The following is a 13,946-nucleotide window of genomic DNA, read 5'->3' as shown; positions in this document are numbered from 1 at the left end:
CTGCCCCTCAGAGCTCTGCGACGATCTTGGCGAGCAGGCTCGAGATCACCGGTTCGGCCATGCGGCCGGCCTCGATGACCTCTTCGTGGCTCAGCGGCGTCTGCTGGATGCCGGCCGCGAGGTTCGTGATGAGCGACATGCCGAGCACCTCCATGCCGGCCTGGCGCGCGGCGATCGCCTCGAGCGCGGTCGACATTCCGACGATGTGGCCGCCGATGATCTTCGCCATCTGCACCTCGGCGGGGGTCTCGTAGTGCGGCCCGCGGAACTGGCAGTACACGCCTTCGTCGAGGGTCGGGTCGATCGAGTGCGCGAGGTCGCGGAGCCGCTTGGAGTAGAGATCGGTGAGGTCGACGAACGTCGCGCCCTCGAGCGGCGAGTCGGCCGTGAGGTTGATGTGGTCGCTGATGAGGACCGGGGTGCCGGGCGTCCAGTGCTCCTTGATGCCGCCGGCGCCGTTCGTCAGGATCATCGTCGTCGCACCGGTCGCAGCGGCGGTGCGCACCGAGTGCACGACGCGGCGCACGCCGTGGTCTTCGTAGTAGTGCGTGCGGGCGCCGATGACGAGCGCGCGCTTGCCGCTCGGCAGCAGCACCGAGCGCAAGGTGCCGACGTGGCCCTCGAGCGCGGGCTTGGAGAACCCGGGCACCTCGGTCGCGGCGATCGTGTGCGTCGTCTCGCCGATGAGCTCGGCGGCGCGGCCCCAGCCGCTGCCGAGGGTGAGGGCGATGTCGTGGCGCTCCACCCCGGTCAGTTCGGCGATGCGCTCGGCCGCGAGGGCGGCGATCGCGAACGGGTCGGCAGTGGGGTCGTCGAGCGGGTTCACAGCGTGCATCATCCCACTCTAATGAGCAGCGGATGCCGCGGCGAGGGCGTGCTCGTTTGCTGGCGTACGCGCGACAACTGGCAGAATATGAGCATGGCCTATGAGTTCGAGCGCACCCAACGTATTGCCGTACTCGGAGGAGGGCCTGGAGGCTATGAGGCCGCGCTCGCCGGCGCGCAGCTCGGGGCCGAGGTCACGCTCATCGAGCGCGCCGGAGTCGGCGGCGCGGCGGTGCTCACCGACGTGGTGCCGTCGAAGTCCCTCATCGCGACCGCTGAGGCGTCGAACGCGGTCAAGGAGGCCGCCGACCTCGGCGTGCAGTTCTTCGCGAAGGGCGACTCCGAGAAGGCCGTGAAGCCGAACGTCGCGATCAACCTCGCGGCCGTCAACAAGCGACTGCTCGGCCTCGCCGCCCAGCAGTCCGAGGACATGCGATCGAATCTCATCGAGGCCGGTGTGCACCTCGTGCAGGGCGAGGGGCGCCTCGACGGGCCGAACGCGGTCATCGTCTCGACCGCGAAGGGCGGCACCGACTTCGACCGCATCGAGGCCGACACGCTCGTGATCTCGGTCGGCGCCTCGCCCCGGGTGCTCTCGACCGCGGTCCCCGACGGTGAGCGCATCCTCACGTGGACCCAGCTCTACCACCTGCAGGTCGTGCCCGAGCACCTCATCGTGGTCGGCTCCGGCGTCACCGGGGCGGAGTTCGCCTCGGCGTACCGGGCCCTCGGTGCGAAGGTCACGCTCATCTCGAGCCGCGACCAGGTGCTTCCGGGCGAAGACGCCGACGCGGCATCCGTGATCGAGAAGGTCTTCAAGCGCAACGGCATGAAGGTCATGAACAAGTCGCGCGCCGAGTCCGTCGTGCGCGACGGCGACAGCGTCGTGGCGACACTGACCGACGGGCGCGAGGTGCGCGGCAGCCACTGCCTCATGGCGGTCGGCTCGGTGCCGAACACCCTCGACCTCGGCCTCGAAGACGCGGGCGTGCAGCTCGCCGAGAGCGGCCACATCCGAGTGAACCGAGTCGCGCGCACGTCGATGCCGAACATCTACGCGGCCGGCGACTGCACCACGTTCCTGCCGCTCGCCTCCGTCGCCTCGATGCAGGGGCGCACCGCGGTGTTCCATGCGATGGGCGACGTCGTGAACCCGCCCGAGCTGCGCAATATCACCTCGAACATCTTCACCCAGCCCGAGATCGCCACGGTCGGCTGGACCGAGAAGGAGATCGAAGAGGGAGTCGTGCCGGGCGTCGTGTACAAGCTGCCGCTGTCGTCGAACCCGCGAGCCAAGATGATGGGCATCCGCGACGGGTTCGTGAAGCTCTTCGCGTCGAGCGGGTCGGGAGCGATCATCGGCGGCGTCATCGTGGCGCCGAAGGCCTCAGAGCTCATCTTCCCGCTCGCGCTCGCCGTCGAGCACCGGCTCACGGTCGACCAGTTCGCCGAGGCGTTCCCGGTGTATCCGTCGCTCAGTGGTTCGTTGACGGATGCCGCGCGGGCCATGCACGTCGTACGCTGAGGTTTGCAGCGTCGCGGGGGCGGCGCGCTGACCTCTGGGGGTAGCGATGAACCTGCGAGTGAAATCGGTCGAATCCTCGATCGCCGACTCCCATGACGAGGAGCGGAGCCTGAAACGCTCGCTCGGCACATGGGACCTCGCCCTCATGGGCATCGCGGTCGCGGTCGGCGCCGGCATCTTCTCGGTCGGCGCGCAGGCCGCGGCGAACTTCGCCGGGCCGAGCGTCATCGTCTCGTTCGTGCTCGCGGCCGTCACGTGCGGGCTCGCGATCATGTGCTACGCGGAGTTCGCCTCGACCGTACCGGTCGCCGGAAGTGCGTACACCTTCACCTACGCGACGATGGGAGAGCTCCTCGCGTGGATCATCGGCTGGGACCTCATCCTCGAGCTCTTCACCGCCGCGGCGGTGCTCGCGAAGTACTGGGGCGTCTACCTCGGCGAGGCACTGCTCGCCTTCGGCCTGCCGTTCCCGTCGACGTTCCAGCTCGGCGGCATCGAGGTCAGCTGGCCGGCCTTCCTCATCGTGGCAGTGTTCACGGCGCTCCTCGTCGCCGGCACGAAGCTCACGGCGCGCGTCGGCGCGGTCTTCACGATCATCAAGGTCGCGATCGTGCTCTTCGTGATCGTCGTCGGGTTCTTCTTCGTCAATGCGGCGAACTTCACGCCGTTCATCCCCGAATCGGTGCCCAAAGAGGGTGGCGCGACGGATGTCTGGACGCAGTCGCTGTTCTCGTGGATGACCGGCGCCGCGCCCGCGCAGTACGGCGTCTTCGGCATGCTGTCGGCGGCGGCGCTCGTCTTCTTCGCGTTCATCGGCTTCGACGTCGTCGCCACGAGCGCCGAAGAGGTGCGCGACCCGCAGAAGCGGTTGCCGCGCGGCATCTTCATCGGGCTCGGCATCGTGACGCTGCTCTACGTGCTCGTCTCGATCGTCATGACGGGCATGGTGTCGTACACCGAGCTCGCGGCCGAGGAGACGCCGTCGCTCGCGACCGCCTTCCGGCTCGTCGGACAGGACTGGGCGTCGGCCGTGATCTCGCTCGGAGCGCTCGCAGGCCTCACGACGGTCATCATGATCATCCTCCTCGGCCTCTCGCGCATCGTCTTCGCGCTCAGCCGCGACGGACTGCTGCCGCGTTGGCTGTCGAAGACGACCGAGCACACCAAGACGCCGGCGCGCATCCAGATCATCGCGGGCACGGTCGTGGCGTTCGTCGCCGCATTCACCGACGTCGGCCTCCTCGAGGAGATGATCAACATCGGTACGCTCTCGGCCTTCGTGCTCGTGAGCATCGGCGTCGTCGTCCTGCGCCGCACGCGGCCCGACCTGCAGCGCGGCTTCCGCGTGCCCTGGTCGCCCGTGCTGCCGATCCTCTCTGCGGCGCTCTGCGTCTGGCTCATGTTCAACCTGACGACGCTGACCTGGGTGCGTTTCCTCGTCTGGCTCGCGATCGGCATCGTCATCTACCTGTTGTACGGGCGCCGCCGTTCGCGGCTCGGCCTCGAGCTGCGCGTGAGCGAGGTCGAGCTGCCGACGGTGCAGGGCGCGGAGCCGCCGAGGAGTTGATGGCGACACGGGATCGGTCGCTCCGGCGGGGCGATCGATCGCGTCGGCCGCTGCGTGATCGAAACGTGATCCGGAGCGTCGAGTCCGGATGGCCGGTGGCCAGTAGATTCATCTCGCCGGAGCCTTCCGGCATCGGATGGAGGCGTCATGGAACGGCGAACGACCGGGCTCGCGATCCTGCTCTTCACTGCGACGCTGGTGCTGACGGCGTGCGTGCCGTCTCCGCCCGATCCCAAGCCCACCGGCACTCCCACGCCCCATGCGTCGGCGGCGCCGATCGAATCCGTGCCGCCGACGGAGCCTGACGGCGTCGCGGATCCGGTCGTGACGCGCATCGTCGTGCGGCCCGAGCACCTCGAACTGACCAACCGCGCAGGGGCGGTGGTCGATGAACTCTCCTACGACGCCGATGCGGTCGCCTTCGTCGACGCGTTGTCGAACGTGCTCGGCGGTCCGCCCGACGTGGAGGAGCGGCCGGGCGGTCACGAGTGGTTTCCATGGACGAAGTACAGCTGGCCCGGAGTGGTCGTCGTCGACGACCACGAGCCCGACGGCATCTCGTCCGACATGAACGTGGCGGTCGAGTTCACGCATCCGGTCGTCGGCGACGAGATCTCGGTCGCCACCGTCCAGGGATTCCGGCCCGGCGATGACGCACAGGCCCTCGCCGCCGAACTCGGCGAGACATGGCAGGGGAACGGATACGACGAGTTCGCCGCGGAGACCGGCCCGGACATCGGGGAACGCGCCTACTCCGAATGGGATGGCACGTACGGGGAGGCGAATGCGAACGCCGTCGCCGTGAGCCACTGGAGCAGGGAGAGCGATCCGACGGTGACGAGCGTGATCCGCGCGCCGTGGAACTTCGGCATCGGGCACGTCTGAGCATTCGTCGGCTCTGAGCCGCAACATTGTTGTCAACGCCGTTGCGCGGCGTCGTGATGCGCGGTACTGTCCGAATGCAGCATCCGTTCGTCGACCGGTTCCGCGTCTCGCGGCCCGTCGGCGGCCACCTCAGACAACGACGTTTCCAGGAGGCACGATGTACGACGAAGACTCGAACCCGGCCACAAGCAGCGAGCGAGGGCCGAGTCGCCGCGCCGTGCTCGCCGTCGGCGCGGCCGGCGTAGCGGGGCTGGCGCTCACCGCAGCCGCGCGTCCCGGCAGCGGCATCCCGGGTTCCTACCACCGCATGTGGGACGCGATCGTGATCGGCGCCGGTGCATCCGGTCTCGGTGCGGCACGCGTGCTCGCCGACGCCGGCAAGCGCGTGCTCGTGCTCGAGGCGCGGGATCGCATCGGCGGCCGCATGTGGACCGACCGCACCTCGATGTCGATTCCGATCGAGCGCGGCGCCGAACTGGTGCACGGCACCACGGTGTCGACCTGGGGGCTCATCAACCAGCTCGGCCTCTCGACCCGGCGGCAGACGACGGTCTTCGGGCGCCTCCGTCCGGATTCGCCGTGGATCGACGCGTTCGACTTCGAGGTCTGGCGCTTTCCGCTCGGCGCCCCGCCGTTGCCCGGCGGCCTCCCCGACCCGGTCGACGGCGAGACGGCGCTGGCATGGCTGGAGCGGATCGGCCTCCCTCCCGAGAACTATCCGATCTCACTGGCCGCGATCGAGGTCGACTCCGAGCAGTTCGACGTGCTGCCGGCGTGGTTCGTCGTCGACACCGTCGCCGCCGCACTCGAGATGCAGGAGCTGTCGGGACCGATGCCGCCGGAGGAGTACGGCGACTACCGGGTGATCGGCGGATACAGCCAGGTGCTGCAGCCGCTCGCCGCCGGCCTCGCGCTGCTGCACGGCGCTCGCGTGCACACCGTCGAGCACCGGCCCGGCAGGGTCGACGTGCACTCGGCACTGGGGTCGTTCAAGGCCAAGTCGCTCGTGGTCGCCCTCCCCGGCGGCGTGCTGAAGCACGGCGACATCACGTTCGACCCGCCGCTCCCCGCCGACAAGCGCGACGGATTCCAGGAGATCGAGTACCTGCCGGTCTTCAAGGGCATCCTCGAGTTCGCGCAGCCCGTGCTGCCGGCAGGGCACCCGATCCCTCGGGCGTGGGACATCATGACGACCTTCTCGAAGAACCCGCCGAGCCTCTGGAACGGCTCCGTCGGCACCCCCGGCTACGACGGCGAGGTCGTCGTCGCGTGGATGACGGGAGGCAAGGCGCAGGAACTGCTCGACCTCTCGGAGGCCGAGCGGTTCCAGGCGGCGCTCGACAACGTCCGCACGGCGGTCGGCGATCACGGACTGCAGTACGTCAACGCCTCGACCTACGACTGGTCGAAGGACGAGCTCGCCCGGGGCGCCTACCCCGGACCGTTCTCACGGCGCAGCGGCCTGAACGCGCCGATCGCTGACACGATCTTCTGGGCGGGCATGGTGACCAGCACCATCCATTCGTCGCGCAACTCCGGCGTCGCCGCGGCGAACGCAGCGCTGACGGCGCTCGTCGCGCGCTGATCCGACTCCGCCGTACCTGCGGCCGACCGAGCGGCCGCGGGTACGGCGAACGTCGTCGATGTCGCGGACGACGCGAATCCGGCGACCGGATCTCGCGGACCGGACCGACGTCGCGGGCTAGGCGTCGACGATGGCGAGCAGCAGGTGACCGCTCGAGACCGTCGCGCCCGCCTCGGCGTTCACCGTGCCGATGACACCGTCTTTGTGGGCGAGGATCGGCTGCTCCATCTTCATCGCCTCGAGCACGAGCACGAGGTCGCCCTTGACGACCTTGTCGCCCTCGGCGACGGCCACCTTCACGATGGTCGCCTGCATCGGGGCCTTCACGGCGTCGCCCGTGCCGGTGTCGACGGCGTGCGATGCGGCGCGGCGGCGAGGTGCGGCACCAGCGGTGCGGGAAGCGGAACCGGATGACCCGCCGCCGACGATCTTCTTCGGCAGCGTGACCTCGACCCGACGACCGGCGACCTCGACGACGACGCTCGTGCGTTCGGCGGGGCCCGCGTTGTCGGCGAGTTCGCCCGACCACGGCTCGAGCCGGTTGTCGTACTCGGTCTCGATCCAGCGCGTGTAGATCGTGAACGGCGCATCGCCGTCGGGCGCGAAGGCCGGATTGCGCACGATGTCGCGGTGGAACGGCAGCACGGTCGGAAGCCCGGCGACCTCGAACTCGTCGAGTGCGCGGCGGGCGCGCTCGAGGGCGTCCTTCCGGTCGCGGCCGGTGACGATGAGCTTGGCGAGGAGCGAGTCGAAGGCGCCCGAGATCTCGTCGCCGGACGTGACGCCGGAGTCGATGCGGATGCCGGGACCACCCGGGAAGCGCAGCTGGTGCACGGGTCCGGGTGCGGGGAGGAAGCCGCGGCCCGGGTCCTCGCCGTTGATGCGGAACTCGATCGAGTGACCGGTCGTCACAGGGTCGGCGTAGTCGAGCACGCCGCCCTCGGCGAGACGGAACTGCTCGCGCACGAGGTCGATGCCGGTGACCTCTTCGGAGACGGGGTGCTCGACCTGGAGGCGCGTGTTGACCTCGAGGAAGGAGACGGTGCCGTCCTGGCCGATGAGGAACTCGCAGGTGCCGGCGCCGAGGTAGCCCACTTCGCGCAGGATCGCCTTCGAGGACTCGTAGAGCGCCGTCGTCTGCGCCTCGGTGAGGAACGGCGCGGGGGCCTCCTCGACGAGCTTCTGATGACGGCGCTGCAGCGAGCAGTCGCGGGTCGAGACGACGACGACGTTGCCGTGCGCATCGGCGAGGCACTGGGTCTCGACGTGGCGCGGCTTGTCGAGGTACTTCTCGACGAAGCACTCGCCACGGCCGAACGCGGCCACGGCCTCGCGGGTGGCCGACTCGAAGAGCTCGGGCACCTCTTCACGGGTGCGTGCGACCTTGAGGCCGCGCCCGCCGCCGCCGAAGGCCGCCTTGATCGCCACGGGCAGACCGTGCACGTCGACGAAGTCGAGCACCTCCGAGGCATCCGCGACGGGGTTGAGCGTGCCGGGAGCGAGCGGGGCGCCGACCTTCTCGGCGACGTGGCGCGCGGAGACCTTGTCGCCGAGGCGTTCGATGGCCTCGGGCGACGGGCCGATCCAGATGAGGCCGGCGTCGATCACGGCGCGGGCGAAGTCGGGGTTCTCGGCGAGGAAGCCGTAACCCGGGTGCACGGCGTCGGCGCCCGAGCGGCGGGCGATCGAAAGGATCTTGTCGATCACGAGGTAGGTGTCGGCGCTCGTTGCGCCGTCGAGGGCGTACGCCTCGTCGGCGAGCTTCACGTGGCGCGCGTCGCGGTCCTGATCGGCGTAGACGGCGACGGAGCCGAGACCGGCGTCGCGGGCGGCCCGGATGACGCGGACGGCGATCTCGCCACGGTTGGCGATGAGGACCTTGGAGATGCGCGGCATAATGCTCAAGCCTATTGCGCCCGCCGGTCGGCTCTTTGGGTGCCTTCCACAAAAAGAGCGGATGTCTCTTGCGGGCATCGACAATCGACCGAACGGGTCACTCGGCGGAAGGCGTGCGATTCCAGAGCGACGGCCATGCCACGCCGAGCTCGCGCACGAGGTCGCGGAGCGTCGAGAGCGAGAGGCCGACGACCGTCGAGGGGTCGCCCTCCACCCGCCGGATGAACGGCCCCCCGAGGCTGTCGATCGTGAAGGCACCCGCCACGAGCAGCGGCTCGCCGGTCGCGATGTAGGCGTCGATCTCGGCCTCGTCGAGCGCCGCGAAGCGCACCGTCGCGACATCCGCTCGCCCGACCGCCCCGTTCACCCGGCCGCCTCGGTGGTCGATCAGCCAGTGGCCCGACCAGAGCTCGCCGTGCCCGCCGTTCTGGGCCAGCCAGCGCTGCCTGGCGACGGCGGGCAGGTGCGGCTTGCCGTGGATCGAGCCGCCGGTGAGGAATGCGGAGTCGCCTCCGAGGATGAGTCCGTCGATGGGCTCCCCGCCCGGCTCGGCGCCGATGAGCGCCTCGGCCTTCGCCTGCGCGAGCAGCTGCACCATCTCGCGTGCGGCGAGCGGTCCGGAGGCGGCCTCGTGCGCTGCGACGACCGCTTCCTCGTCGACCCCTGGTGGTGCCGCGATGGGCTCGATGCCCGCCGCGCGAAGGGTCTGCAACCGGGCGGGCGAGGTCGAGGCGAGGTAGAGGCGCATGCGTCCATCCTGCCCGCCGGCTCCCCGCTGTGGAATGCTCGATGCATGCCAGAGAACCGACGCCCACGTCGAAGCGGTGGGCGGAAGCCCTCGCGATCGCCCCGCCCCGCCCCGAAGCCGCCGGCCACCGACGGGCCCGTGATCGAGCTCGACGTCGAGCGCGTCGCGCACGGCGGCGTCTTCGTCGCGCGGCACGAGGGCCGCGTCGTGTTCGTCGCCGACGCGATCCCGGGGGAGCGCGTGGCCGCTCGCGTCAGCGACCAGAGCAAGGCGAAGTTCTGGCGAGCGGAGACGGTTGAGGTGCTCGAGGCATCGCCCGACCGCCGTGAGCACGTGTGGGCCGAGGCATCCGTCGACCGGGCACCCGAACTACGAGCCGGCGGCGCCGAGTTCGGCCACATCCGCATCGAACGCCAGCGAGGGCTGAAGGCCGAAGTGCTGCGCGACGCGCTCTCCCGCATGGCGGGCGTCGAGGTCGACGTCGAGGTCGCCCCCGTCGATCCCGCGCTCGCCGACGGCGTCTCGGTCGACGACGGCACAGGATGGCGCACGCGCATGCGCCTCCACGTCGGCGCAGACGGTCGTGTGGGGCCGTACGCGGCCCGGAGCCACTCGATCGTCCCGGTGGCATCCGTTCCCCTCGCCGTGCCCGAACTCGCCGCGCTCGCACCGCTCGGCGACCGCTTCCCGGGCGCCACGGCGATCGATCTCATCGCCCCGAGCGCCGGCGATCCCGCGATCGTCATGGTCGAGGGCGACCGCCCGGCACGCGGAGTGCGACCGACGATCGAGGAACGCGTGGGCGAACGCAGCTTCCGGCTCGATCGCGACGGATTCTGGCAGGTGCACCGCGGCGCGGCCGCGACGCTCAGCCGTGCCGTGCAGGAGCTCATCGACGGCGACCTGTTCGATCCTCGCGCGGCCAATCACGACCTCTATGGCGGTGTCGGACTACTGGCCGCTGCCGTGGGGGACCGCTTCGGCGAGACCGTCCGCATCACGACCGTCGAGTCCGACGCGCGCGCGACCGAGCACGCCGGGGCGAATCTCTCCGAGTGGCTCGGTGCTCGTGCCGTGACGGCCCGCGTCGACCGATACCTCGCCGAGCTCGAAGCCGACTCGGGCGCCGCCGAGCGCGCGCGGCTCCGCGACGCCACGTTCGTGCTCGACCCGCCGCGCGCCGGAGCCGGCCGCGAGGTCGTCGAGCGTCTCGCCGAACTGCGTCCGCGACAGCTCGTCTACGTCGCCTGCGACCCGGTCGCCTTCGCCCGCGACGTCGGTCTCCTCCGCGAACGGGGCTACGAGCTCGAGGAGCTCCGCGCCTTCGACCTGTTCCCGAACACGCATCACGTCGAGGCGGTCGCCCGCCTCCGCGCTATCGTGTGAACGTGACACAGGGGGACGTCGGAGCAGCAGGGCCGACACGACAAGCGGATGCCGCGGCGACCGTCGCGATCGTCGACGACCACGAGGCGGTGCGACTCGGCCTGCGGGCGGCATGCCGCGACGCGGGGTACGACGTCGTGATCGATGCGGCGAGCGTGCCCGAGCTGCTCGACGGCCTCGCCGGTCGCGCCTGCGACGTCGTCGTGCTCGATCTCTCGCTCGGCGACGGCTCGTCGGTGACCGACAACGTGCGGGCGGTGCTCGCGACGGGCAGCGCCGTGCTCGTGCACAGCATCGCCGACCGCGTCGCGGCGGTGCGCGAGTCGCTCGCCGCAGGGGCCGCCGGCGTGATCCCGAAGGCGTCGCCGATGTCGGCCGTGATCGGCGCGATCGCCACGGTCGCGCGCGGCGAGGTGCTCAACAACGTGGAATGGGCGAGCGCGATCGAGGCCGATCGCGACTTCGCGAAGGCCCAGCTCGGGCGGCGCGAGCACGATGTGCTGCACCTGTACGCCTCCGGCCTGCCGTTGAAGCTCGTCGCCGCCCAGCTCGGCATCGCGCACTCGACTGCGCGCGAGTACCTCGACCGCATCCGGGCGAAGTACATCGAGGTGGGTCGTCCGGCGCCGACGAAGGTCGACCTCCTGCGTCGAGCCGTCGAGGACGGGATCCTCCCCGGGCTCGACGATGGTGGAGATGCCCGCCGTTGACTGGCGGGTGACGCGACTCTCGCGTCGCCGCTCCACGGTCACCCGGGCTCAAGTCGAGACCGTCACGGGCCGTGCCCTCGGCCTCTTCGGGCTCGTGTTCGGCGCCCAGACGGTGCCCATGGCACTGGAGCAGGCCGACGCGCTCCTGCCCGGTGCCGGCGCAGCGCTCATGGCGGTGCTCTACGGTGCGATCGTCGGCCTCGCCGTCGCGACGGTGACGAAGGTCGCGGCGCGCACCGCGAGCCTCGCCTTCGCGCTGCTGTACGCGGTCGCCCTCGTGGCGTGGCCCTTCCTCGTCGATGATCCGGCGGCGCTCGTCGGTGCCACTCCGTGGCTCTACTACCTGTGCACCGTCGCGACCACGGCCGCGGTCGTCGCGGTGCTGCCGGTCTGGGCGGCCGTGTACACGCTCGTCGTTCCCGCCACGTACGGCGTCATCCGGCTCCTGCCGTCCGGCGGCGACGCAGGCCCGCTGCTCGCGGTGCTCGATGCTCTGTACGCCGTCGTGCTCGGCGTGGTCGTGCTCGTCATCGTGACGATGCTGCGTCAGGCCGCCGAATCCGTCGACGCTGCGCAGGAGGCCGCCCTCGAACGCTACGACGTCGCCGCGCGGCTGCACGCCAACGAGATCGAGCGGGTCAAGGTCGATGCGCTCGTGCACGACAGCGTGCTCACGACGCTCCTCTCCGCGGCTGCCGCGACGACGCCGGAGCAGCAGCAGCTCGCCGCCCGCATGGCACGCGATGCCGTGCAGCGACTCGATGAGGCCGGAGCGACCGGGCCACGAGCGCTCGACCGCGTCGGCCTGCCGGTGCTCGTGCGGCGGCTGCGCGCCGCGCTCACGACGTTCAGCACGCCGTTCACGGTGCGTGTCGTGAACGCCGGTGGCGTCGAACTGCCGGTCGAGGCCGTCGAGGCGCTGTACGCCGCCGCGGTCCAGGCGATGGTCAACAGCCTGCAGCACGCCGACGAGCCTGGCCTGTCGACGCGTCGCGAGCTCCGCATCAGGGGAGTGCGCGCCGGAGGCTGCGTCATCGAGATCGCCGACAACGGTCGCGGGTTCGCACTCGATCGTGTTCCCGAGGAGCGACTCGGCCTGCGCGTCTCGATCGAGGAGCGCATGGCCAACGCGGGCGGGATGGCGCACATCGAGTCGAGGCTCGGACACGGCACGACCGTGACGGTCGCGTGGCCGCAGGGAGCGGGTGGCGGAGCATGATCTCCATTCCCCGCTGGCTGCTGCTCGTGCTCGGTGCCCTGTTCTCGGCGTATCACGTCGTGCTCGGCATCTACTCGCTCGGTCGGGCGGCATCGCCGTGGCCGGCGGTGGTCGCGTTGTTCCTGTACACGGTCGCCACGACGCTCAGCCTGTGGCCGGCGAAGCGCGTGCGCATGCCCGACTGGCTCGCCGCGTTCGACCTCGCCGTCTCCATCGTGCTGCCGCTGCTCGTGACGAGCCAGCTCGACCCCGATGCCGAGAACGGATACGCCACGTGGTACGTCGCCGCGGTGGGCACGCTCATGACGATCACCGCGGCGAGGCGCCAGCTGACGGCAGCGTGGCTCGGGGTCATCGCGCTCGCGGTGCAGAGCGTCGTCTGGGCCGGTCCGTTCTCGCTCGGCGGCCTCGGCGTCATCGGCAGCGTCGTGTGGGTGGGCATCGCCCACATGCTGACGAGCGCGCTGGCGAACGCGGCACGCGAGACCCGCCGCTACGCCCAGGCCGAGCGGGAGGCAGCCGCGTGGCAGGCCGCACAGGACGCGCACCTGTTCGAGGGGCGCATGCGCCTCGCCCACACCAATCGCCTCTCGGCACCGATGCTGCGGCGAATCGCGGATCGGGGCGGCGCGCTCACCGAGGCGCAGCAGGCCGAGTGCCGCATGCTCGAAGCGGCGATCCGTGACGAGATCCGTGGGCGGATGCTGCTGACCGACGCGGTCCGCTTCGAGGTGCAGCGCGCTCGTGCCCGCGGCATCACGGTCACCCTCCTCGACGAGGGCGGCATCGACGACCTCGACGAGGCCACGCGCAACCGCGTGCTGTCGCGTCTGGCCGACGCCGTCGCCGGGTCCTCGGCCGATCGCATCATCGTCCGCACTGCGGCGGAGGCGTCGCCCGTGGCGGTCACGGTCGTCGGGCTGCGCGAGTCGGACGGCTCCGCGTCCGACTCCGACTCCGACTCCGACTCCGACGAGGCCGAGGTCGAACTCTGGCTGGAGATCCCCAGGGTGTTCTGAGCCGAGGACGGCGAGCGATGGCTCGCGGCGGCGATCGGTACTCGGACTCGTTCGCTCACCGGGGCCGGACATGAAGGTGGGGGGCCGATCCGAGATCGACCCCCCATCAAGCCCGAGTCACCGCGACAACCCGAATGTCGCCCTGACTCGCCCCCAACTGCCATCGGTTACCCGACCGATGACGGCGGCGACTCCTGTGGAGCCTGCACTGACAATAGTGCTGCACCAGTCGTGACCCGCAAAGTCGTCATTTCGGGGGACACGAGGTGTCCCCCCTCCGTCGATCCGTGAAGTTCCGGGCGAGCCACGTCGAGCGCCGACCGTTCGGAGTGCGGAATTCGGGGGACACGGGCTCAGTCGCCGCTGCGCACCCAACGGCCGGGGCCGGCCTCGAAGGGCCGGCGCATCGCACCGCTGCCCCGGACCCAGGCGCTGCGCCCGAGATCGACGGCGGCCTCATCGACCGTCTGCTCGTCGATGGCCGCGATCAGTACTGCGGTGACCGCGGCCGCGTCCTCGGGTGTGACCACTCGGGTCTCGAAGCGCAGGGAGGCCGCACGGTCGTCGATGTCGTCGCTCAT

At 70.5% G+C, this 13,946-nt stretch carries 12 protein-coding genes; 8 read left to right on the top strand and 4 right to left on the bottom strand.

Annotated features, from left to right (window positions below):
* Window positions 1-7: 7 nt before the first annotated feature.
* The gene (locus tag ACFCVM_RS04365) at window positions 8-838 is read right to left on the bottom strand and encodes a purine-nucleoside phosphorylase (protein WP_375834313.1); all 831 of its coding nucleotides are present in this window, start codon (window positions 836-838) and stop codon (window positions 8-10) included.
* Between the two features lie 81 nt (window positions 839-919).
* On the opposite strand from ACFCVM_RS04365, the gene ACFCVM_RS04360 reads away from it, so the two are divergent.
* From ACFCVM_RS04360 to ACFCVM_RS04345, 4 genes are all read left to right on the top strand, one after another.
* On the top strand, window positions 920-2,350 hold the full coding sequence (locus tag ACFCVM_RS04360) for an NAD(P)H-quinone dehydrogenase (protein WP_375834311.1): 1,431 nt from the start codon (window positions 920-922) through the stop codon (window positions 2,348-2,350).
* A 46-nt stretch (window positions 2,351-2,396) separates the two neighbouring features.
* A complete protein-coding gene (locus ACFCVM_RS04355; protein ID WP_375834308.1) occupies window positions 2,397-3,917 on the top strand; it encodes an APC family permease in 1,521 nt (506 codons plus the stop codon).
* 147 nt (window positions 3,918-4,064) lie between these two features.
* Window positions 4,065-4,802, top strand: coding sequence for a hypothetical protein (locus ACFCVM_RS04350; protein ID WP_375834306.1), 738 nt, complete (start codon window positions 4,065-4,067; stop codon window positions 4,800-4,802).
* 157 nt (window positions 4,803-4,959) lie between these two features.
* Window positions 4,960-6,387 carry a flavin monoamine oxidase family protein gene (locus ACFCVM_RS04345; protein ID WP_375834304.1) on the top strand — a complete coding sequence of 476 codons (1,428 nt, stop codon included), beginning with the start codon at window positions 4,960-4,962 and terminating at the stop codon, window positions 6,385-6,387.
* Between the two features lie 117 nt (window positions 6,388-6,504).
* Here the strand turns inward: ACFCVM_RS04345 and ACFCVM_RS04340 are convergent, their stop codons facing one another.
* Window positions 6,505-8,283 carry an acetyl/propionyl/methylcrotonyl-CoA carboxylase subunit alpha gene (locus ACFCVM_RS04340; protein WP_375834301.1) on the bottom strand — a complete coding sequence of 593 codons (1,779 nt, stop codon included), beginning with the start codon at window positions 8,281-8,283 and terminating at the stop codon, window positions 6,505-6,507.
* A gap of 97 nt (window positions 8,284-8,380) precedes the next feature.
* Complete coding sequence (locus ACFCVM_RS04335; RefSeq protein ID WP_375834298.1) at window positions 8,381-9,031, bottom strand: Maf family protein; 651 nt, start codon at window positions 9,029-9,031, stop codon at window positions 8,381-8,383.
* Window positions 9,032-9,169: 138 nt separating this feature from the next.
* Between ACFCVM_RS04335 and ACFCVM_RS04330 the strand changes: the two genes are divergently transcribed.
* From ACFCVM_RS04330 to ACFCVM_RS04315, 4 genes are read left to right on the top strand one after another with little or no spacing between them, the layout of a single operon-like run.
* The gene (locus tag ACFCVM_RS04330; RefSeq protein ID WP_375834295.1) at window positions 9,170-10,417 is read left to right on the top strand and encodes a class I SAM-dependent RNA methyltransferase; all 1,248 of its coding nucleotides are present in this window, start codon (window positions 9,170-9,172) and stop codon (window positions 10,415-10,417) included.
* Window positions 10,418-10,419: 2 nt separating this feature from the next.
* Complete coding sequence (locus ACFCVM_RS04325) at window positions 10,420-11,127, top strand: response regulator (protein WP_375834293.1); 708 nt, start codon at window positions 10,420-10,422, stop codon at window positions 11,125-11,127.
* On the top strand, window positions 11,114-12,346 hold the full coding sequence (locus tag ACFCVM_RS04320) for a sensor histidine kinase (protein WP_375834290.1): 1,233 nt from the start codon (window positions 11,114-11,116) through the stop codon (window positions 12,344-12,346). Before ACFCVM_RS04325 ends, ACFCVM_RS04320 begins: the two co-directional genes overlap by 14 nt.
* Entirely contained in the window at window positions 12,343-13,365 is a 1,023-nt protein-coding gene (locus tag ACFCVM_RS04315; RefSeq protein WP_375834287.1) for a hypothetical protein, read from the top strand. The genes ACFCVM_RS04320 and ACFCVM_RS04315 overlap by 4 nt, the downstream gene beginning before the upstream one ends.
* A 353-nt stretch (window positions 13,366-13,718) precedes the next feature.
* Here ACFCVM_RS04315 and ACFCVM_RS04310 read toward each other — a convergent pair whose 3' ends face one another.
* On the bottom strand, window positions 13,719-13,946 hold the full coding sequence (locus tag ACFCVM_RS04310; protein ID WP_375834285.1) for an acyl-CoA carboxylase subunit epsilon: 228 nt from the start codon (window positions 13,944-13,946) through the stop codon (window positions 13,719-13,721).

Origin of the sequence: Agromyces sp. NPDC056389 (genome assembly GCF_042262385.1) — a bacterium.
Classification (GTDB): Bacteria; Actinomycetota; Actinomycetes; order Actinomycetales; family Microbacteriaceae; genus Agromyces.
Note: the sequence above shows the minus strand (reverse complement) of the source record. Positions and strands in the feature narration are given on the sequence as shown.

Coding starts and splice junctions, on each gene's coding strand:
- ACFCVM_RS04365 (WP_375834313.1), bottom strand. CDS start 838: ATGATGCACGCTGTGAACCCGCTCGACGACCCCACTGCCGACCCGTTC.
- ACFCVM_RS04310 (WP_375834285.1), bottom strand. CDS start 13,946: ATGAGCGACGACATCGACGACCGTGCGGCCTCCCTGCGCTTCGAGACC.
- ACFCVM_RS04320 (WP_375834290.1), top strand. CDS start 11,114: ATGCCCGCCGTTGACTGGCGGGTGACGCGACTCTCGCGTCGCCGCTCC.
- ACFCVM_RS04355 (WP_375834308.1), top strand. CDS start 2,397: ATGAACCTGCGAGTGAAATCGGTCGAATCCTCGATCGCCGACTCCCAT.
- ACFCVM_RS04360 (WP_375834311.1), top strand. CDS start 920: ATGGCCTATGAGTTCGAGCGCACCCAACGTATTGCCGTACTCGGAGGA.
- ACFCVM_RS04345 (WP_375834304.1), top strand. CDS start 4,960: ATGTACGACGAAGACTCGAACCCGGCCACAAGCAGCGAGCGAGGGCCG.
- ACFCVM_RS04350 (WP_375834306.1), top strand. CDS start 4,065: ATGGAACGGCGAACGACCGGGCTCGCGATCCTGCTCTTCACTGCGACG.
- ACFCVM_RS04340 (WP_375834301.1), bottom strand. CDS start 8,283: ATGCCGCGCATCTCCAAGGTCCTCATCGCCAACCGTGGCGAGATCGCC.
- ACFCVM_RS04335 (WP_375834298.1), bottom strand. CDS start 9,031: ATGCGCCTCTACCTCGCCTCGACCTCGCCCGCCCGGTTGCAGACCCTT.
- ACFCVM_RS04315 (WP_375834287.1), top strand. CDS start 12,343: ATGATCTCCATTCCCCGCTGGCTGCTGCTCGTGCTCGGTGCCCTGTTC.